General features: G+C 70.8%; 17 protein-coding genes. 14 read left to right on the top strand and 3 right to left on the bottom strand.

All coding sequences use genetic code 11. The features are described from left to right. Positions 1 to 15: 15 nt before the first annotated feature. The gene (locus ACSC1Q_RS15885) at positions 16 to 975 is read right to left on the bottom strand and encodes an ATP-binding cassette domain-containing protein (RefSeq protein WP_436759469.1); all 960 of its coding nucleotides are present in this window, start codon (positions 973 to 975) and stop codon (positions 16 to 18) included. 166 nt (positions 976 to 1,141) lie between these two features. Further along, on the bottom strand, positions 1,142 to 1,672 hold the full coding sequence (locus ACSC1Q_RS15880) for a PadR family transcriptional regulator (RefSeq protein ID WP_436759468.1): 531 nt from the start codon (positions 1,670 to 1,672) through the stop codon (positions 1,142 to 1,144). 38 nt (positions 1,673 to 1,710) lie between these two features. Between ACSC1Q_RS15880 and ACSC1Q_RS15875 the strand changes: the two genes are divergently transcribed. From ACSC1Q_RS15875 to ACSC1Q_RS15810, 14 genes are all read left to right on the top strand, one after another. After that, positions 1,711 to 2,040 (top strand): hypothetical protein, encoded by a 330-nt coding sequence (locus ACSC1Q_RS15875; protein WP_436759467.1) that lies wholly within the window; start codon positions 1,711 to 1,713, stop codon positions 2,038 to 2,040. Between the two features lie 30 nt (positions 2,041 to 2,070). Then, complete coding sequence (locus tag ACSC1Q_RS15870) at positions 2,071 to 2,766, top strand: SDR family oxidoreductase (RefSeq protein WP_436759466.1); 696 nt, start codon at positions 2,071 to 2,073, stop codon at positions 2,764 to 2,766. A gap of 106 nt (positions 2,767 to 2,872) precedes the next feature. Continuing rightward, positions 2,873 to 4,072 carry an allantoate amidohydrolase gene (locus ACSC1Q_RS15865; protein ID WP_436759611.1) on the top strand — a complete coding sequence of 400 codons (1,200 nt, stop codon included), beginning with the start codon at positions 2,873 to 2,875 and terminating at the stop codon, positions 4,070 to 4,072. Then, positions 4,060 to 5,421 carry a formimidoylglutamate deiminase gene (locus tag ACSC1Q_RS15860; RefSeq protein WP_436759465.1) on the top strand — a complete coding sequence of 454 codons (1,362 nt, stop codon included), beginning with the start codon at positions 4,060 to 4,062 and terminating at the stop codon, positions 5,419 to 5,421. Before ACSC1Q_RS15865 ends, ACSC1Q_RS15860 begins: the two co-directional genes overlap by 13 nt. A 74-nt stretch (positions 5,422 to 5,495) precedes the next feature. Further along, positions 5,496 to 6,668 carry an imidazolonepropionase gene (hutI, locus tag ACSC1Q_RS15855; protein ID WP_436759464.1) on the top strand — a complete coding sequence of 391 codons (1,173 nt, stop codon included), beginning with the start codon at positions 5,496 to 5,498 and terminating at the stop codon, positions 6,666 to 6,668. Between the two features lie 210 nt (positions 6,669 to 6,878). Next, positions 6,879 to 7,826: a sigma-70 family RNA polymerase sigma factor gene (locus ACSC1Q_RS15850; RefSeq protein WP_386155644.1), complete on the top strand. Its 948-nt coding sequence runs from the start codon at positions 6,879 to 6,881 to the stop codon at positions 7,824 to 7,826. 752 nt (positions 7,827 to 8,578) lie between these two features. Further along, positions 8,579 to 9,922, top strand: coding sequence for a helix-turn-helix domain-containing protein (locus ACSC1Q_RS15845; RefSeq protein WP_436759463.1), 1,344 nt, complete (start codon positions 8,579 to 8,581; stop codon positions 9,920 to 9,922). Between the two features lie 773 nt (positions 9,923 to 10,695). Continuing rightward, positions 10,696 to 12,009, top strand: coding sequence for an ammonium transporter (locus tag ACSC1Q_RS15840; RefSeq protein WP_436759462.1), 1,314 nt, complete (start codon positions 10,696 to 10,698; stop codon positions 12,007 to 12,009). Then, a complete protein-coding gene (locus ACSC1Q_RS15835; protein WP_329091194.1) occupies positions 12,006 to 12,344 on the top strand; it encodes a P-II family nitrogen regulator in 339 nt (112 codons plus the stop codon). The genes ACSC1Q_RS15840 and ACSC1Q_RS15835 overlap by 4 nt, the downstream gene beginning before the upstream one ends. A 3-nt stretch (positions 12,345 to 12,347) precedes the next feature. Continuing rightward, a complete protein-coding gene (locus ACSC1Q_RS15830; RefSeq protein WP_436759461.1) occupies positions 12,348 to 14,624 on the top strand; it encodes a [protein-PII] uridylyltransferase in 2,277 nt (758 codons plus the stop codon). Between the two features lie 199 nt (positions 14,625 to 14,823). Continuing rightward, positions 14,824 to 17,718 (top strand): sensor histidine kinase, encoded by a 2,895-nt coding sequence (locus ACSC1Q_RS15825; protein ID WP_436759460.1) that lies wholly within the window; start codon positions 14,824 to 14,826, stop codon positions 17,716 to 17,718. Next, positions 17,715 to 18,137: a roadblock/LC7 domain-containing protein gene (locus ACSC1Q_RS15820; protein ID WP_386155655.1), complete on the top strand. Its 423-nt coding sequence runs from the start codon at positions 17,715 to 17,717 to the stop codon at positions 18,135 to 18,137. Before ACSC1Q_RS15825 ends, ACSC1Q_RS15820 begins: the two co-directional genes overlap by 4 nt. 39 nt (positions 18,138 to 18,176) lie before the next feature. Beyond that, the gene (locus ACSC1Q_RS15815) at positions 18,177 to 18,539 is read left to right on the top strand and encodes a DUF742 domain-containing protein (protein WP_362840796.1); all 363 of its coding nucleotides are present in this window, start codon (positions 18,177 to 18,179) and stop codon (positions 18,537 to 18,539) included. Further along, positions 18,520 to 19,107: a GTP-binding protein gene (locus ACSC1Q_RS15810; RefSeq protein ID WP_329091201.1), complete on the top strand. Its 588-nt coding sequence runs from the start codon at positions 18,520 to 18,522 to the stop codon at positions 19,105 to 19,107. Before ACSC1Q_RS15815 ends, ACSC1Q_RS15810 begins: the two co-directional genes overlap by 20 nt. A gap of 99 nt (positions 19,108 to 19,206) precedes the next feature. On the opposite strand, the gene ACSC1Q_RS15805 is transcribed toward ACSC1Q_RS15810, so the two are convergent. After that, positions 19,207 to 20,268, bottom strand: a complete 1,062-nt coding sequence (locus ACSC1Q_RS15805; protein ID WP_436759459.1) for an ABC transporter substrate-binding protein — start codon at positions 20,266 to 20,268, stop codon at positions 19,207 to 19,209. Between the last annotated feature and the right edge of the window lie 290 nt (positions 20,269 to 20,558).

Below are 20,558 nucleotides of genomic sequence, written 5' to 3'. Positions count from 1 at the left end.
GGGGATCCTTGTCGTTCAGTTCGTGTCGCGCAGGGAACGGCCGGTGTGGCGCAGGAACACGTCGTCGAGCGTGGCCCGGTCCAGGGAGATCGACCGGATCGGCAGCCCCCCGGCCTCCAGGGCGCGGAGCAGGACGGGCAGGTTGTGCTCCCCGTCGTCGAGGTAGGCGCGCAGGACGTCCCCCTCCTCGCGGACCTCCCTGACGTATGGCTCCGCGTCGAGGAGCGCCCGCGCCTCGGCGGCCCGGTCGAGGCGGAGGGTGACGACGTCGCCCGCGACCTCCTTCTTGAGCTCGGCGGGGGTGCCCTCCGCGACGACGCGGCCGTGGTCGACGATGACCAGCCGGTCGCAGAGCGCGTCGGCCTCCTCCAGGTAGTGGGTGGTCAGCAGCACGCTGGTGCCCCGCTCGCGCAGGGAGCGCACCTCGTCCCACAGGTTGGCGCGGTTCTGCGGGTCGAGGCCGGTGGTGGGCTCGTCGAGGAAGAACAGCGGCGGGTAATTGACCAGGCCGACGGCGAGGGCGAACCTGCGCTTCTGCCCGCCGGACAGCGTCCGTACGGGACGGTCGGCCAGCTCGGCCAGGTCGAACGCGGCCAGGAGCTCCTCGCTGCGGGCCCTCGCCCGCGCGCGGGACATGCCGCCGATCCTGGCGGCGAGGACGAGGCCCTCGCGGCCGGGGGAGTTCTCGTCCACGCCGCCGCCCTGGCCGACGTAACCGATCTTCTCCCGCACCCTGGCCGCCTCGGTGACCACGTCGTGGCCCGCCACCCGGGCGGTGCCGGAGGTCGGGGCGACGAGGGTGGCGAGCATCCTGATCGTGGTGGTCTTCCCCGCGCCGTTCGGGCCGAGAAAGGCGAAGATCTCGCCCTCGGCGACGGACAGGTCGACGCCTTTGACGGCCTCGACCTTCCGGGGGCTGTCCCTGCCGCGCCTGGTGGTGAAGGTCTTGCGCAGGTCGTGCGCTTCGATGATCATGGCTCTCCGTCGTGGGGGTGGGGAAAGGTTCGAGGAGCGGCGAAGGCTCAACCGGATTTCCGGCCCGGCGGTCCTCCGGAGGTTTCGGGGGCCGGCGGGTGTCCCGGTGAGCTTTTCCATGGGCTGGTGAGGCCGGGGCCGTCAGCGGCCTGCCCGGGGGCGGGGCTCAGGGCAGCTCTCCGGCTCTGACGTCGGCGACGGACGCCTCGATCCAGTCGAGCTGCGCCTGGAACTGGCGGATGTTGAGCTGGAGGCACTCGTCGATGTGCCGGGGGGCTCCGTAGCCCTGCTTGCCGCCCAGCGCGCGCCGCATCATCGAGATGGACGCCCGCAGCTGCTCCGCCCTCGCCTCCATGGCGTTGACCAGGTCGGCCGGGGGAAGACGGTCCATGAAGGTGAGCGCGACCTGGAAGGGGTCGACGATCGGCCTCACGAACCACCAGCTGTTCATCAGCTGCTGCTGGAAGTCGGCGCGTCCCGCCCCGGTGATGCCGTAGATCGTCTTGCCGCCCCTGCCCTGCTCGACGATCTCCAGCAGCCCCTCCTCCGCCATCTTGGCCAGGCCGTGGTAGATCGAGCCGTAGGCCACGTTGGCCCAGCTGTCGGCGCCCCACAGTTCGAGGCGGCGCCGTACCTCGTAGCCGTGCAGCGGGCCGTCGAGCAGCACGCCGAGCAGCAGGGTCCGGGTGGAAGACATACTCAAGTTTGTATTCAAATTTGAGTATGATGTCAACCATGCGAGAGATCAGGCGTGACGGCGACGGTGCCCTCATGGGCTTCATCCGCCCGGCGGGTGAGGGCTGGGAGCCCCTGACCGTGTTCGGCTACCCCCTGGGGGAGCCCTCCCCGGAGGAGGAGGCGCTGGAGGTGGTCCACCGGTCCGGGCTGGAGGTGCTGATGCGGCCCTGGCGGTTCCTGGAGGACGGGGAGTGGTACCGGTGTGTGATCGTGGAGGCGGCGGCCGGCGCGGTCGGGATCCGGCCGAACGACTTCGGCTATCCGCGTGAGGACGTTCTCACGGTGACGCTGGAGCGTCCCGGGCCGGAGACGTTCCGCCCCGAGTGAGGGATTCCCGCCCGGAGTAAGGTGACTGCCATGTCCGTACGCCCCAACGCGCTGGTCACCGGCGCCTCCAGAGGGGTCGGCGCCGCGATCGCCCGGGCCCTGGCTCCCACGCACGACCTGCTGCTCGGCGGGCGCGACACCGAGGCGCTGGCCGGGACGGTCTCCGCCCTGCCCGATGCCTCGGTGTCGCGGCCCTGGCCGGTGGAGCTCACCGCCGTCACGGAGGCCGACGTCGCCGGCATCGACCGGCTCGACGTGCTGGTGCACAGCGCGGGCGTGGTGACCCTAGGACGGGTCGAGGAGACCCCGGCCGAGGTGTGGCGGCGCACGATGGAGGTCAACGTGATCGCGGTGGCCGAGCTGACCCGGCTGCTGCTGCCCGCGCTCCGCGCGGCGCGCGGCCACGTGGTGCTGATCAACTCCGGGGCGGGGCAGCGGGCCAACCCCGACTGGGTCTCCTACTCGGCCAGCAAGCACGCGCTGCGCGCCTTCGCCGACGGGCTCCGCCTGGAGGAGCCCGAGCTCCAGGTCACCACGGTCTACCCGGGGCGGGTCGCCACCGACATGCAGCGCGGGGTGCGAGACCGCGAGGGCGGCCCCTACCAGCCGGAGAAGTATCTCGACCCCGACTCGGTGGCCCGGCTGGTACTGACGGCCCTGACCGCGTCCCCCGACGCCCACATCACCGAGATCACCGTACGCCCCGCCGCCGGACCCCCGAACTGAGAGCGGTACGAAAGGCGGCCGGGGCCGAGGGCGCGGGGAGGACCGATGGTGCGGCGGGCTCGCCAATGAATGGAGTCATTCACATAATGGGAGGGTGTTCGACGAGATGTGGGGTGCCATAGAGCACCTCGGACGTGACGGCCGGACCCGCGGCTACCTGCGCGACGCGTGGTCGCCCGCGGATCTGGAACTCCGGCGGTGGTTCGGGCAGGAGGCCGCCAGGCGCGGCCTCGACCTGAGGGAGGACCGCAACGGCAACCTGTGGGCCTGGTGGGGCGACCCGTCCGCCAGACCCGGCGTGGTCACCGGCAGCCACCTCGACTCGGTGCGGCAGGGCGGCGCCTTCGACGGCCCCCTCGGCGTCGTGTCGGCCTTCGCCGCCCTCGACCTGCTGCGGGCGAGGGACTTCCGGCCCGCACGCCCCCTGGGGATCGCCTGCTTCACCGACGAGGAGGGCGCCAGGTTCGGCGTCCCGTGCGTCGGCTCGCGCCTGCTGACCGGGATCCTCGCCCCGGACAGGGCGCTCGCCCTGAAGGACGACGAGGGCGACTCGCTGGCCGAGGTGCTGCGCGGGGCCGGGCGCGACCCCGGCGCGCTGGGCCGGGACGAGGAGACGCTGCGGCACATCGGCGTCTTCGTGGAGCTCCACGTCGAGCAGGGCCAGGACCTGGTCCACCGGGACGCCCGGGTCGGCGTCGCCTCGGCCATCTGGCCGCACGGCCGCTGGCGGTTCGACTTCCACGGCCAGGCCAACCACGCGGGCACCACCCGCCTGGCCGATCGCGACGACCCGATGCTGCCCTTCGCCCGTACCGTCCTGCACGCCCGCCAGGCCGCCGAACGCAACGGCGTGGTCGCCACCTTCGGCAAGACGCGCGTGTCGCCCAACAACGCCAACGCCGTTCCCGGCCTGGTCAGTGCCTGGCTGGACGCCAGGGGCGGCGACGAGGACGCGGTCAGGGCGCTGGTCGACGAGCTGACCGACTTCTCCGGCGCCGAGGTGACCGTCGAGTCGTGGACCCCGGTCGTCGACTTCGACGCGGTCCTGCGGGAGCGGGTCGCGGCCGCGGCCGGGAACGCGGCCGGGGGTGGGGGCGCGGCCGGGGGTGGGAGCGCGCCCGTCCTGCCGACCGGCGCCGGGCACGACGCGGGAATCCTGGCGTCCGCGGGTGTCCCCAGCGCGATGGTGTTCGTCCGCAATCCGACGGGCATCTCTCATTCTCCGGAGGAACACGCGGACAGGGCCGACTGCCACGCCGGGGTCACCGCCCTCGCCGCCGTTGTGGAGGATCTGTGCGGGAGCTGAGCTACTGGTGCGAGCTGGCCTGGCTGCCACCGGGCGAGGTCGTCGCGGGGGTGCTCGTCAGGGTCGACGACACCCTGATCACCGAGATCGTCACCGGCGTGACGACCCCGCCCGGCGGAGCCGTCCGGCTCGCCGGGCTCACCCTCCCCGGGCTGGCCAACGCGCACTCCCACGCCTTCCACCGCGCCCTGCGCGGGGCGACGCAACGCGAGAAGGGCAGCTTCTGGACCTGGCGCGAGCAGATGTACGGCGTGGCGGGCACCCTCGACCCCGACTCCTACCTCAGGCTCGCCAGGGCCGCGTTCGCCGAGATGGCGCTGGCCGGGATCACCTGCGTGGGAGAGTTCCACTACCTGCACCACAGGCCGGACGGCAGGCCGTACGACGACCCGAACGCCATGGGACACGCGCTCGTCCAGGCCGCGCGGGAGGCGGGGCTGCGCATCGCGCTGCTGGACGCCTGCTACCTGACCGGCGGCGTCGGCACCCCGCTGAGCGGCGTGCAGCGGCGGTTCGGCGACCGGGACGTCGACGGGTGGGCCGGGCGGGCGGAGACGCTCGCGGCCGGGTACCGGGGCGAGCGGGACGTGGAGATCGGCGTGGCCGTGCACTCGGTCCGCGCGGTCAGGGCCGAGCAGATCCCGGTGGTCGCCGAGTTCTCCCGCCGGCACGGGGTCCCGCTGCACGCCCACGTCTCCGAGCAGCGCGCGGAGAACGCCGCCTGCGTGGAGGCCTACGCCGCGACCCCGGTCCAGCTGCTGGAGGCGCACGGCGCGCTCGGCCCCCGCTCGACCGCCGTACACGCCACGCACCTGTCGGACGTGGACGTCGCGCTGCTCGGGAGCTCCGGCACGCGCGTGTGCATGTGCCCGACGACCGAACGCGACCTCGCCGACGGCATCGGGCCGGCCAGGAGGCTGTTCGAGGCGGGCGCGCCCATCACGCTCGGCTCGGACAGCCACGCGGTCGTCGACCTGTTCGAGGAGGCCCGCGCGGTCGAGCTGGACGAGCGGCTCGCCACCGAGCGGCGCGGCCACTGGTCGGCCGCCGAGCTCCTGAACGCCGCCACGGCCGCGGGGCACGACTCGCTCGGCTTCGCCGGCGCGGGCATGCTCGTCCCCGGCGCGTGGGCGGACCTGGTGTCGGTGCGCCTCGACTCGGTCCGTACGGCCGGAGCCGCGCCCGCGCACCTGGCCGAGACCGTGGTCTTCGCCGCCACGGCCGCCGACGTGCACTCCGTGGTGTCCGGCGGGCGCCACGTGGTCGCCGACGGCAGGCACGCCCTCGGCGACGTGGGCACCATGCTCGCCGAGGCGATCGCCGAGGCGCGAGAGGGGAAAACTGCATGACGAGCGAGGGTCGGCCGGTGAGAGGGGAAGTCCGTATGACGCGTGAGGACCGGCCGGTGAGAGGGGAAGTCGTTATGACGCGTGAGGACCGGCCGGTGACGAGCACCCTTTTCGACCGCATCGGCCTGCTCTACACGGGCGACCGCGCGCGGGAGGAGATCGAGAACGCGGCGCTCGTCGTCGAGGGCGGCGAGGTGGTGTGGGTGGGCCCCTCCGGCGCGGCCCCGTACGCCGACGAGCGGGTGGACGTGAACGGGCGCTGCGTGATCCCGGGCTTCGTCGACAGCCACGCCCACCTCGTCTTCGCGGGCGACCGCACGGCCGAGTTCGCCGCCCGCATGGCGGGCCGCCCGTACACGGCGGGAGGCATCCGTACGACGGTGTCGGCCACCCGCGCCGCCTCCGACGCCGAGCTCGTGACGCGCACCGCCGGACTGGTCGCCGAGATGCTCGCCCAGGGGACGACCACGGTCGAGATCAAGAGCGGCTACGGCCTCACGGTCGACGACGAGCGCCGGTCACTGGAGATCGCGCGGGGGTTCACCGAGGAGACCACCTACCTGGGCGCGCACGTCGTCCCCCCCGACGCCTCCTCGGCCGACGAGTACGTCCGCACCGTCACCGGGGAGATGCTGGAGACCTGCGCGCCGCACGCCCGGTGGGTCGACGTGTTCTGCGAGCGCGGGGCCTTCGACGCCGACCAGAGCAAGGAGATCCTCCTCGCCGGGGTGAAGGCGGGGCTGCTGCCTAGGATCCACGCCAACCAGCTGGGCGAGGGGCCCGGGGTGCGGATCGCCGCCGAGGTGGGAGCGGTCTCCGCCGACCACTGCACCCACCTGAGCGACGACGACGTCTCGACGCTGGCGTCGTCGGGCGTGGTGGCCACCCTGCTGCCCGGCGCGGAGTTCTCCACCCGCTCGCCCTACCCGGACGCCCGCCGCCTGCTGGACGCCGGGGTGACGGTCGCGCTGGCCACCGACTGCAACCCGGGCTCCTCCTTCACCTCCTCCATGCCGTTCTGCGTGGCGCTGGCGGTCCGCGAGATGCGGATGACGCCGCTGGAGGCGATCAGGGCCGCCACGTACGGCGGGGCGAGGGCGCTGCGCCGAGGGGACGTCGGCACGCTGCGGGTGGGGAGCAGCGGTGATCTGGTGATTCTGGACACACCCACGTACGTCCATCTCGCCTACCGGCCGGGGGTGCCGCTGGTGACTCAGGTGTGGAAGCGGGGCCGCCGCCTGGTTTGAGCGCCTTTGCGGTGGTTAGTCGCCAGCCTTGGCGGCACGCTGGGAGACCTCCTCCTTGAGGAGGAAATCCAAACCATTCTCCAGGCGTACTTTTTGAGGGAATCTTTGCCCTGGCACGTCCGTTGAAAAGACAAGCGATGTGTCTGCGCGCACGGGGCGTCAAGCGAGCGAGTGGACACGTCATAAGCAGGCGGAGCGAGGTGCCATCGGATGGCAAGGCCGACGGGGAATCGGACGCAGGATCAGCACGTCTCTGATCGAGATCTGCTCGGGACCTACCTGGCAGAGATCGGACGAGTGCCCCTGCTCACCGCGGAGGAAGAGGTCGAACTCGCCAAGCGGATCGAGGCGGGTCTCTTCGCTGAGCAGTTGCTGGACGGCGGGCTGGGTGGATTGACGGAGCCGCGGATCGGGGACGCGGCCGATGAGGAGCTCGAACGACTGGCCGTTTCCGGGCGGAGGGCCAAGGATGAATTCATCCAGGCCAATCTACGTCTTGTGGTGGCCGTCGCGCGCAAATATTCGGGGCGGGGAATGCCGTTGATCGATCTGGTCCAGGAGGGGAACCTGGGGTTGGTCCGCGCGGTCGAGAAGTTCGACTACCAACGCGGTTACAAGTTCTCGACATACGCCACGTGGTGGATCAGGCAGTCGGTGGGGCGCGCCATCCATGAGCAGGCCCGGCCGGTGCGCCTGCCCACCCACGCGGGCGAGCAGATGACCAGGCTGATGCGGGTCCGCCGCGACATGCTGGCCGAGTTCGACCAGGAGCCGACCGACGCCGACCTGGCGACGGTGCTCGAACTCCCCATCGAGCGGGTCCGCGAGCTCCGCCGCTGGGCCTCCGACCCCGTCTCCCTGCAGCTGGGCGTGGGCGACGAGGACGAGACCGAGCTCGGCGACATGATCGCCGACGACACGTGGGCCGATCCCGAGCAGCAGGCGATGGACATCCTGGAGCGCGAGCGCCTGGAGGTGTGGCTGACCGGGCTGGAGGGGCAGACGCGCGAGATGCTCCGCTGGCGCTACGGCCTGATGGACGGACGCGAGCACACGCTGACCGAGGTCGGCGAGCGCTACGGCATCGGCCGCGACCGCGCCCGCCGGATCGAGCGCGACGCCCTGGCCCGGCTGCGAAAGATGGCCACGGCCGCTTAACCTCGTACGATCCGGCACGGTTCCTTTTGGACCGTGCCGGATCACAGGGGCGCTTGGCTTTCGCGGTGAGTCTTGCCACTGCGGCGGTTCGCTGTTCACGTTGCGGCGGGTTCTCTGTGAGGGTTCTCTGCGGGTTCCATAACCGTTCACGCTTGGTCGGTTCCATGGGTGTTCAGGCTGTGGTGCATCGCCGGTTGCGTCGGTGGGTTCCGTCGCCGTTCACGCTGCGGCGGGCGGGTATTCCGGACGGCCGTCTCAGTTACGGTCTTGTGGTTCAGGCCTCCGGCCTGCGCGGGCGTGATGGTTGCGGGCTCTTCTCAAGCCGTCCGGAACACCCGCCCACCTCCGCTGCGCACGTTCCCGCCGTACGGCGTGCGACCGTAGTGGCTTTCTCTCCGACCGCCCAGTGAACTGTGCGCGGCTGAAGCGATCCGTACGGGACCGTTCAGCGCGGGCCGCCGTAGCTGAAGCTCCACCTCGGAAAGGAGCGCAGGGCGGGTCGCCGTACCGTGTCACGGGGATGTGAGGTCGAATTGTGCCCACACCACGTGGCCGACGGCCTGGGTGCCTCGATATCCGACTTTGGAGGCCAGGGCCGCCACGGTCATGAGACCTCGGCCGTTCTCCTCGTTCCCGGCCGGAAATCGTTGCCGTCGGGTTCTGGGCGTTCCACCCCAGCCGCATGAGATCCCCTCCCTGGATGCGGGTGGCCCATGGTGGAGACGCGAAGGCATGACGTGCCGGATCCTCAGATGCGCGAAGCGGTCGCCGCGCACGACTACGGGAAAGTGGTACGGCTCGCCCGCCGGGCCCAAGGTTTGACACAACAGGAACTCGGCGTCCGGGCGGGTTACTCGGCCGCGACGATCTCGCGGCTCGGAACCGGGCATCAGGCGTTGGACGACATCACCACGCTTCGCATCCTGGCCCGCGTGCTTGACATCCCATCGTCGTGGCTGGGGCTGTCATCCCCGCCCGCCCCGGAGGATCCCCCCGCGTGCCGGAGAGTCCACCCCCGCTCCACGACTGTGCCCGTTAGTGTTGAACCTCACCTGGCAGGGGAGGATGACGCCGTGAAGCGACGCCGGTTTCTCGCCGGGCTCACCGGGCTGACCGGGGCGGCCCTCCTCGCGGGGCCTCAGGAGGCGGCCGATGCCGCGACGATGGCTCAGCGTCTCGAACGGTTCCTCACCACGGAGACCGCCGGAACTCCGGCGACCATGACCGAGTTGCGCGCGGCTCTGGACGTGGCGCGTACGACATTCGACGCCTGCCGATACGGCGACCTGTCGGCCATGCTTCCGAAAGTCGCCACCGCCGTGCAGGCCACCCTCGCCCAGGTCGAAGGGCGCAAACGTGACCAGGTGAACGCCTGTCTCGCGGATGCCTACATGCTGACCAGCGAGCTCGCGGTCAAGCTCAATCAGGACGGCATGGCCTGGGTGGCAGCCGACAGGGCCCTCGCCACGGCCACCTTCTCGGGTGACCCGTTCGCGATCGCCGGGGCCTCCCGGGCGGTGGCGATCGCCATGCGGCGCCAGGGGCGTCATGAGGGTGCGGTCGGCATGCTCACACGTACCGCGCTCGACCTGGGGGCGGACAGGGGGACTCCGGAGCCGCAGACGCTTCAGGTCTACGCCGCGCTGCTGTGCACCGCCGCCTATTCCTGTGCCCAGAACGGTCTGCGGGCCCAGTCGCTCGATCTGATCGGGGAAGCGGAGCGGGCAGCGGGCCGTCTTCCCGGGGCCACGTCGCGAGGGAGGCTTCCGACGCCCGCGAACGTCGCGGTGTATCGGGTCGGCATCCACACCGCTCTCGGTGAGCCGGGGGTCGCCCTCGACCACGCCCGTGGGGTGAACCACCGCCTGCTTCCCACCCCCGAGCGCCATGCTCGCTGGTGTGTTGACACGGCTCGTGCCTGGGAGCAGTTCGGCCGCAGGGATCGGGCGGTGACCGCGTTGCTCGCGGCCGAGCGGACCGCTCCCCAGGAGATCCGACGACCGGCGGTGGCCACGCTGATCTCGGGGATGCGGTACGGCGCGGGACCGGTCCCGGCGGAGCTTCACGCGCTGGCCATCCGTAATGGGATGAACTGAGCCGATCAGCTGTTTCAGGGCTGGTGTTTACGGGGCTCCGCGACGTACGGCCGCATTGTTCGGTGAGAAGGATCGCTCCAGACATCGGCACGGTGGAGTTCGTGTTTTTACGGCGCTCGCCGTGCGCTCCTTTCGAAAGTAACGCTTCAGTTACGGCGGCCCGCTCTGAACGGTCTCGTACGAATCGCTTCAGCCGCACACCGTTCACAGAGCGGCCGGAGAGTGAGCCACTACGGTCGTACGCCGTGCGGCGGGAGTGGGCGCAGCGGAGGTGGGCGGGTGTTCCGGACGGCTTCAAAAGAGCCCGCAACCACCGCGCCCGCGCAGGCCGGAGGCCTGGATCACCAGGGCGTCACTGAGACGGCCGTCCGGAATACCCGCCCACCGGAGCGTGAACGGCGCCGAAGCCGATCAAGGCCGGATGAGGCACTGGCCAGGACTTACGGTCCCACCTATATGTCCGGATTGAGGGGACATGCTGGGCGTGGCGGCCGTCGTGGGCGGGGCATCCGAGCCCCTGGGAACGGTCAAGCACGGTTCACCTGGGCGGTTTTACGGTCAGCTCCAAGTCATGGCATGCCTCGTCCGAAACACGTCTGAAACACCATGCGGCCGAGATTCACAGATGTGAAACACGCAAGGTCGCACCTTGAAACGGTGGAAGAACACGCTGTGGCGCAACGTCAGTGCGCGGCCGGTCGATGGAGCCCAGGAAGCGATCACTGCGACTGTGAAACCGGCCACACGCCATTTGTAAGGGAGGGTCGCGTCGAATGAAGATCGATAGCGGCACCACTGCCTGGATGCTCACAGCCACCGCCTTGGTGCTGTTGATGACTCCTGGCCTCGCGTTCTTCTACGGAGGAATGACAAGGGCCAAGAGTGTCCTGAACATGATGATGATGTCGTTCGTCAGCATCATCACCGTCACCATCGCATGGGTGCTTTACGGGCACTCGCTGACCTTCACCGACAACGGCAGCGAGCTCGTCAACAAGTTCATCGGCGGCTTCGACGCCCTTGGATTGCAGAGCCTGGTCGACACCGCCACCAAGGACGATGGCACGGGCATGCCGAGCCTGGTTTTCTCGGCCTTCCAGCTCACTTTCGCGATCATCACCGTCGCCCTGATCAGCGGTGCCATCGCCGACCGCGCCAAGTTCGGCGCCTGGGTGCTGTTCACCATCGTCTGGGCGACCATTGTCTACTTCCCCGTGGCCCACTGGGTCTGGGGCAACGGCTGGCTGTTCAACCTCGGCATCGAGGACTTCGCCGGTGGCACCGTGGTCCACATCAACGCGGGAGCCGCGGCGCTGGCACTCGCGATCGTGCTCGGCAAGCGCTCCGGCTGGCGCAAGGAGCCGATGCGGCCGCACAACCTGACCCTGGTCCTGCTCGGCGCCGGTCTCCTGTGGTTCGGCTGGTTCGGCTTCAACGCGGGCTCCGAGCTCGCGGTGGACGGCACCGCCGGCCTGGCGTTCATGAACACCCAGATCGCCACCGCCGCCGCGGCGGGCGCCTGGCTCGTGGTCGAGAAGCTCCGCGACGGCCACGCCACCAGCCTCGGTGTCGCCTCCGGCGCCGTCGCCGGTCTGGTCGCCATCACCCCGGCCTGTGGTTTCGTGGACCCCTGGGCGGCTCTCCTCCTCGGCCTCGTCGCCGGTGCGGTCTGCGCCTACGCGGTGGGCCTGAAGTACAAGTTCGGCTACGACGACTCCCTCGACGTGGTCGGCGTGCACCTGGTCGGCGGTGTGATCGGCGCCGTCTCCCTGGGCTTCATCGCCGCCTACCCGTTCCTGGACCAGCAGAGCCCCGGCCTCCTCTACGGCGGCGGCGTCAAGCAGCTGGGTCTGCAGGTTCTCGGCCCGGTCGCGGTCGGCGCCTACTCCTTCATCATCACGTGGATCATCGCTAAGATCATCGACAAGACGATGGGCTTCCGGATCGGCGCCGAGGAAGAGGTCACCGGCGTCGACATCACCTCCCACGCCGAGACCGGTTACGACCTCGGCACCATCCACTCCTCGGGTGTGGCCGCCGTCAACGGCCCGGCCCCCACCCCGGCGTCTAAGAAGGTGGACGCATGAGACTCATCACAGCGATCATCAAGCCGTTCAAGCTCGATGACGTGAAGGCGGCCCTGGAGCAGTTCGGGGTCAAGGGCATGACGGTCAGCGAGGCCAGCGGTTACGGCCGCCAGCGCGGTCACACCGAGGTCTACCGCGGCGCCGAGTACCAGGTCGACCTGGTGCCGAAGGTCCGCCTCGAAGTGCTCGCCGAGGAGGAGGACGCCGAGGACGTCATCGACGTCATCGTCAAGGCCTCGCAGACCGGCAAGATCGGTGACGGCAAGGTCTGGTCCGTTCCGGTGGACACGGTCGTTCGCGTCCGTACCGGAGAACGCGGACCTGAGGCGCTCTAGCCGGTGAGAGGTGACACGCGCTCGTACGCCGCGGCCCGTAAGGAACGGGCCGCGGACATCGACCGCTGGCTGACGGACCTGGTCCGCACCGCTGTCGGTACGCCGTACGGGACCAACGGGGGAACGACGAGAAACGACGAGCGCGGCGCCCTCAGTGGAGTCGCGCTCGTCGCGGTCGGGAGCCTTGGACGCTCCGAGCTCGCGCCGGGCAGCGATCTCGACCTGGTCCTGCTCCACGACGGGCGGGAGGACGTGGCGCGTGTCGCCGACCGCATCTGGTACCCGATCTGGGACTCCGGGGTCGGTCTCGACCACTCGGTGCGGACGGTGGACGAGGCGGCCAAGGTCGCCAGGGAGGACCTCAAGGCGGTCCTCGGCCTGATCCAGGCCCGGCACGTGGCCGGAGACCCGGAGCTGACCCGCTCGGCGCGCGAGATCGTGCTCGCCGAGTGGCGCGCCGACTCCCGGCGCCGCCTGGGCGAGCTGCGTGACGCCGCCGACAAGCGGGCGGAGGCGAGCGGTGAGCTGGCGTTCCTGCTCGAACCCGACCTCAAGGACTCCCGCGGCGGCATCCGCGACGTGCAGGCGATGCAGGCCGTGGCGGCGGCCTGGGTCGCCTCGGCGCCCGGCCCCCGGGTCCGCGAGGCCTACGAGCTGCTGCTCGACATCCGCCACGGCCTGCACCTGGTGACCGCCCGGGGCGCGGACAGGCTGGTGCTCCAGGAGCAGGACGCGGTCGCCGGGATGCTCGGCCTGCTCGACGCCGAGGCGCTGATGCGCAGGCTCGCCGAGGCCGCCAGGACGATCGGGCACGCCTTCGACGCCACCTGGCGCACCGTCGACCGGTTGCTGACCGGTCCCACTCCCCGTGGCCGCCGCCCGCTCGCCGACGGCGTCGTCGAGCACGGCGGGGAGGTCGTGCTCGCCCGCGGGGTCAACCCGCGCAAGGACCCGGTCCTGGTGCTGCGCGCCGCCGCCGCCGCGGCCGAGGCGGGGCTGCCGCTGGCGCCCGCGACGGTCACCGCGCTGGCCTCCCAGTCGCCGCCGCTGCCCGTGCCCTGGCCGGACGAGGCGCGTGACGCGCTGGTGGCACTGCTGGGCGCGGGGCGCGCGGCCGTGCCGGTCTGGGAGGAGCTCGACCAGGCGGGGGTGCTGGTCAAGCTGCTGCCCGACTGGGAGCGGGTGCGGCACCGCCCGCAGCGCAACCCGGTGCACCGCTACACCGTCGACCGGCACCTGATCGAGGCCGCCGCCGGGGCCGCCTCGTTCACCCGCGAGGTCTCGCGCCCTGACCTGCTGCTCATCTCGGCGCTGCTGCACGACATCGGCAAGGGATACCCCGGCGACCACTCCACCACCGGAGCCGTCGTCGCGCGCGACATCGGGGCCCGGATGGGCCTGCCCCCGGCCGACGTCGACATTCTTGAGACCGTGGTCCGCCACCACCTGCTGCTGCCCGAGACGGCCACCCGCCGCGACCTGGACGACCCGGTGACGATCTCCCGGGTGGCCGAGGCCGTCGGCTCGCGCGAGGTCCTCGAACTGCTGGCGGCCCTCGCCGTGGCCGACGGCCACGCCACCGGGCCCGCCGCCTGGAACTCGTGGAAGGCCTCGCTCGTCGCCGACCTGGTACGCCGGGTCCGTTCGGCGCTCTCGGGGACCCCGCTGCGCCCCGCGCCCTCCCTCTCGGTGGAGCAGGCGTCCCTGGCCCGCCACGGCGGCGGCGCCGTGCGCGTCAACGGGGGAGCGGTCACCGTGGTCGCGCCCGACCGCGCCGGGCTGCTCTGGCGCGCGGCCGGGGTGCTGGCCGCGCACCGGATGGTGGTCCGCGCGGCGTCGGCCGCCTCGGCGGGGGCGACCGCCGTGATCGAGTTCTCCGTCGTGCCCGAGTACGGCTCGCCGCCCGACCCCGCGACGCTGGAGGCCGACCTGCGCCTGGTCCTGGCCGGCCGCCTCGACATCGAGCAACGCCTGGCCAGGAGGACCAGGTCGATGCGCCCGGCCCGGGTGCCGGTGGCGCCGCCGAGGGTGAACCTGGTGGACGACGCGTCCAACACCGCGACCGTCGTCGAGGTGCGAGCCCATGACCGTCCGGGGCTTTTGTGGCGCATTGGTAGAGCATTTGGTGAATGTGGCCTTGACGTGCGGGCCGCCCGTGTGGAGACTCTCGGCGCAGAGGCGGTGGACGTCTTCTACGTGGTCGACAGAGCCGGCCGCCCGCTGACCGACGAGGTCCAGCGGGCGCAGGTGCGTGATCAGGTGCTTGCTGCCCTCCGGTAACAGTAGCGGTCCCTCGTCACCTACGTAACGATTAAAGTCGCTATGTCGGTTTTGCTGATTCTTTTCCATGACCTTGTGGTCTGATGTTGTCCACTTGTGTCGTGATTGAGGGGTAGCGAGAGCGGTGACTACGGCGACATCCGAAAGCGGAGGTGCTTCGGCACCCGACCGTGGCAAGCGGCCTGCCGCCCGGTTCGGCTTGAAAAACTGGCGGGTCCGTTCGCGCCTGACGGCGCTGATCCTGGTGCCGACGGCGGTGGGTGTCGTGCTCGCCGGCACGCGCGTGGTGGCCTCCGTGGACAGCGTGTCCGGATACCAGCGGACCGCCGCCGCGGCGGAGTACTCGGGCGGTCTCCGCGACCTCGCCCAGGCGCTCGGCCTGGAACGTGACCGAGGCGCGTGGTCGTCGTTCCAGCCTTCGAACAAGGGCTTGAAGGAGAGTTCCGACGCGCAGCGGAAGACCGTGGACGCGCTGGTCAAGAAGGTGCGGCTGGAAGTCCAGGCGATCGACGACTCCTACGGCGCCCGGGTCGTCGAGGCGGCGCGGAACGTGGGCTACCAGCTGGAGGGCCTCCCCGAGCTGCGCGGACTGCCGGGCATCGCCCGTGTGGAACGGTACAGTTCCATGATCGCCCCGCTGCTGACGCTCCACGAGGAGTTCACGCTGGTCAGCGACGACCCGGAGATCATCGGCAACACCCGCGCGCTCAGCGCCCTGGCGTACGCCAAGGAGGAGGTCTCCAAGCAGCGCGCCCGGCTGCTGGCCGGCTACTACGCGCCCTCGCTGATCAACCCGCAGGAGATCGAGAAGTTCATCGCCTCCCGCTCCCGCATGGACGAGTACGAGGCGGACTTCGGTGTCGAGTCGAGCCCGGACAACGCCCAGCTCCTCGTCACCTCCCTGATCGACGAGCGGGTCCACCGGGCCGAGCTGACCAAGGCCAGGGTGATCGTGCTCGCGAGCAACCCGGCGCGCACCGGCCGGCTGCTGTCCGACTTCGACGAGGTCAAGCAGTGGTTCTCGGACAACACCGCCGTCCTCGACCGGATGCGGAAGGTCGAGACCCAGGTCGCCGGTGACGTGGTCACCCGGGCCAGGGACCTGGAGGACGCCGAGCAGCGCAACGCGATCGTCACCGCCGGGCTGATCCTGCTCCTGCTCCTGCTGGTGCTCGGCCTCACGGTCGTCATCGCCCGCTCGATGGTGACGCCGCTGCGCCGCCTGCGCGCCGAGGCGCTGGAGGTGGCGAGCTTCCGGCTTCCCGAGATCGTGCGACGCCTGCGGGTCTCCGGCGACACCCGCGCCCCCGACGTCGACCCCATCTCGGTCGACACCAGCGACGAGATCGGCGAGGTCGCCAAGGCCTTCGACGAGGTCCACCGGCAGGCCGTGCGCCTCGCCTCCGAGGAGTCCGAGCTCCGCTCCAACATCAGCGCGATGTTCGTCAACCTGTCGCGGCGCACGCAGACCCTGGTCGAGCGGCAGATCTCGCTGATCGACGGACTGGAGAAGGGCGAGGAGGACGGCGGACGCCTGGCCGACCTGTTCAGGCTCGACCACCTGGCCACCCGCATGCGCCGCAACTCCGAGAACCTCCTGGTCCTCGCCGGTCACGAGCCGACCCGCAGGCGGAGCCAGCCGGCCAAGCTCGTCGACGTCGTCCGCGCCTCCCTGTCGGAGGTCGAGGACTACGAGCGGGTCCAGGTCAAGGTGCACCGCACCATCTCGGTCGCGGGCAGCGCCGCCAACGACATCGTGCACCTCGTCGCGGAGCTGGTGGAGAACGCCATCCAGTTCTCGCCCCGGGCGAGCCAGGTCGTGGTCTCCAGCAGCGTGATCGAGGGCGGCGGCGCGCTGCTCGCGGTGAGCGACCCGGGTATCGGCATGACCCACGAGGAGCTCGTCGAGACGAACCGCAAGCTGGCGGACCCGCCCGTCGTCGACGTCTCGGTGTCGCGGCGCATGGGCCTGTTCGTGGTCGGCCGCCTGGCGCTGCGCCACGGCATCCGCGTCCAGCTGCGCCCGCAGGAGGGCGGCGGTCTCGTCGCCATGGTCCTGTTCCCGCCGGAGCTCGTCGTCCAGGCGGTCCAGCCGGTGCAGACGCCCTCCTGGGGAACCGATCAGGCTCCCTCGCAGGACCTCTTCGCCCAGACGGCCGTGGGCCGGCCGCCGGTCCAGCAGCCCTCGTACGGGCAGCCGCAGCCAGGGTTCGGGCACACCCACCCCTCGTTCGAGCAGGGACAGTCCCCGTTCGGGTCGAATCCCTTCGGGCAGACGTCGTACGGGCAGCCCTCGTACGGGCAGGGTTCTTTCGGGCAGGGCTCGTTCGGGCAGACGTCCGTGGACGTGCCCGCGTCCGGCTCCGCCCCGCCGTTCGGCGCCCCGACCGCCCCGACGGCCCCGGGGGGCTCGCCCGGTGCCCCGGCCGGGAACGGCCCGCCGCTGCCCAAGCGGCAGGTCAACGGCAACGGCGGCGGAGGCATCCCCGCCCCCGAGTTCTCCGCCTGGAGCCAGTCCTCGTACGAGGACACGGCGGTGGGGGCGATGCCCGCGGTGGGGATCTCCCCGCTTGAGACCGAGCAGGAGGAGTACCTGCCGATCTTCGCCTCGATCGAGTCCGCCTGGTTCCGCCGGGCGGAGGAGGCGGGCGAGCCCCCGGCCACGGGCGGATCCCCGGGAGGGGCCGCGCCCTCCGGGCCGGAGGGCGAGTCCCATGAGGCGGCGTGGGAGGAGAGGCCGACTCCCCCGACCGGCATGCCGGCCCACGACATCTCACCGAAGAGAGAGCAGGTGAGGGCGGTGGCCGAGCCGGACAGCTGGAACACCCCCGCCGACGCCGGGTGGCGGGCCGCCCAGGCGGCGAGCGAGCCCGCGCTCGGCGGGGTGACCGCCGCGGGCCTGCCCAAGCGCACCCCCAAGGCGAACCTCGTACCCGGCACGGCCGCCGCCGTGCCGTCCAGCCCCGTACCGCCCATGTCACCGGACAGGGTGCGCAGCCGTCTGTCGAGCTTCCAGCAAGGTGTACGGCGGGGCCGCGCCGAAGTAGTCGATACCACCACCAGGAACCTGGTGGACGAGGAGGAGGGCTCGTGACGACCCTGAGTCATGAGGCACGCAGGTTCGACTGGCTGATCACCGAGTTCGTCCGCGGCACGCCAGGTGTCGCGCACGCGGTGTGCGTCTCCGCCGACGGGCTGAGGATCGCCAGTTCCGAGGGTTTCCCCGCCGACCGGGCCGACCAGCTCGCCGCCGTCGCGGCGGGCCTGCTCAGCCTGACGGTGGGCGCCTCCCGCGTGTTCGAGGGAGGCGCCGTCACCCAGACGGTGGTCGAGATGGAGCGCGGCCTGCTGCTGGTCATGGCGATCAGCGACGGCTCCGTGCTCGCGGTGCTGGCCTCTCCCGACTGTGACATGGGCCTGGTGGCGTACCAGATGACCATGCTCGTCGACAGGGCGGGACAGGTGCTCACCCCGGCGCTCCGCGCCGAGCTGCAGTCCTCCCGGGGCCGGTGATGACCGCGCTCGCGTCCGGTTCCCGCACGGGAGAGGCTCGTGCTCGGGATTGACGGAACCGGGGACGACGAGCCCCTGTTCCGTCCGTACGCCGTCACCGGCGGCAGGTCGGAGCCCCGCTTCCACATGGCGATGGAGGCGCTGGTCTCCTCCTCCTTCATCATGGAGGAGGACCTGGCTCTGCTCACCCCCGAGCAGGATGCGATCATCAGGCTCTGCCGTTCGTACCGGTCGGTCGCCGAGATCTCGGCTCTGCTGAAGGTGCCGCTCGGCGTGGCCCGCGTGCTGGTGGCGGATATGGTCGACGAGGGCTTCGTCCGCATCCATCAGCCGCACCTCAACGAGGGACAACCGGACCTCAACATGCTCGAAAGGGTTCTCAGTGGACTTCGCAGGCTCTAGCCAGGGTGGCCTGACGTCAACGAAGATCGTTGTCGCGGGCGGGTTCGGCGTCGGCAAGACCACGTTCGTGGGGGCGGTGTCGGAGATCGTGCCGCTCACCACGGAGGCGGTGATGACCGACGCCAGCGCCGGGATCGACGACCTGGGGCTCACCCCCCACAAGACCACCACCACGGTCGCGATGGACTTCGGCCGCCTCTCGCTGGACCGCGACCTGATCCTGTACCTGTTCGGTACGCCGGGTCAGCACCGGTTCTGGTTCATGTGGGACGACCTGGTCCGCGGCGCGATCGGCGCGGTGGTCCTGATCGACACCCGGCGGCTGGCCGACGGGTTCCCGGCGATCGACTACTTCGAGGAGGCCAAGCTCCCCTTCGTCGTCGGCGTCAACGGCTGGAACGGCGAGTTCCCGCACCACGAGGAGGAGGTGCGTGAGGCGCTGACGCTGGCCCCGCACATCCCGGTGGTACGGACCGACGCCCGCTCCCGCGACTCGGTGAAGAGCACGCTGATCACCTTGGTCGAGCACGTGCTGCGGGTCCGCACGGCCTACGGCACGTCGGTGTAGTCACGCTTCCCCTCCGGGGACGGGCCCGCTTCTCGCGGGCCCGTCCCCGGACGTGGTTCCGGGCCGTCGGGGCGGGTTCGCGCTCGGTCCGGTATCCGCTCAGTCCGGTATCCACTGCTTCCAGGTGATCCTGTTCGCGTCGATCCACTTCTGGGCCGCGCGGGCGGCGTCGAGGCCGTCGCCCGCCATGCCGCCCGCCATGTCGTTCGCCACCGCGTTCTGCTGCTCGTTCGTCCAGGAGAAGTTCCGTACCAGTTCGTAGGCCCTGCCGCCGGTGTCGGCGAACCGCCGGCTCACGATCTTGTCGAGCAGGTAGGGCGGGTAGTCGCACCTCACCCTGGCGGGGTCGGCGTCGCAGCCGATCGCGTACGGCGGGAGGTTCACCTTCGCGAGCTTGATCTGGGTGAAGAGCCACTGAGGTTCGTAGAAGTGCATCAGCAGCGGGGTCCGGTCGCGGGTCGCCCGTCTGGCGGCGTCGATCAGCGCCTTCTCACCGCTCGCGTGGACGACCCGGTAATCGAGACCGAGATTGCGGACCAGGGCCTCGTCGTTGGTGACGTACGAGGGATCCCCGTCGAGAAGCTGACCTAAATTGCCGGATTTATTCGTTTTGAAGAGGTGGGCGTACCTGTTGAGCCGCCGCCAGTCGGTGATGCCGGGATACTTGTCCGCCATCCACTGCGGGACGTACCAGCCGATGACCCCCCTGGTGCCGCTCTTTCCCGCGGAGACCGCGACCTTCTTCTCCTCGATGTAGGTCCGCTTCAGCGCCTCCCGCCCCCAGTTCTCCACGATCACGTCCACGGTGCCCTTCTCAAGGCCCTCCCAGGACTCGGCCGGGGTGAGTCTCACCGTCTGCACCCGGTAGCCGAGCTCCTGGGTCAGCAGGCGGCCGATGACGGCGGCGCCGGCCTCGTAGCCCGCCTGCTCGTTGAGGGCGATCCGCACCGTCCCGCCGGAGGCCTGGGGAGCCGGTGCGGCCGTCTCCCGCGCCTCCCCGCCGGTGCACGCGGCGAGGAAGAGGAGCGGCACGGCGAGCGCCAGGACGAGCGGGAGGGGTGGCGCGGTGGCCGTGTCGAGTGCCGGAGGACGGAGCGGGACGGCGCGGACAGGCGGGCGGGAGCCGCGAACGTGGCTCGCGGCGTCGCCGGGTGTGGCCACGGTCTCCTCCAGGGCTCGTCGCCCGGATTCGGCGGGCCGGGGACGCGATGCGGGCTACGGACGTAGGGGGTCAAGATATGGCGTACATATCGCGAACCACAATTTTGTGATCGCCTGTGGGCCGGCCCGCTCCCGTCGCGGGCCCCATGACCGTGAAATGGAACGGTGTAAACGGTCATACGGGTCGGAAAATCCCTAACGTCGGTATTCAGCGGACCGGAACCGAGGTTCCAGCCATAGCTGGAGCCCCGGGTCGAGTCCCTGCCTCACCAGGAATACCCATTTACCGA

The sequence above is a fragment of the Streptosporangium heterodermiicola genome, from assembly GCF_051390675.1.
Taxonomy (GTDB): Bacteria; Actinomycetota; Actinomycetes; order Streptosporangiales; family Streptosporangiaceae; genus Streptosporangium.
This window is presented reverse-complemented; position numbering and strand designations above follow the sequence as displayed.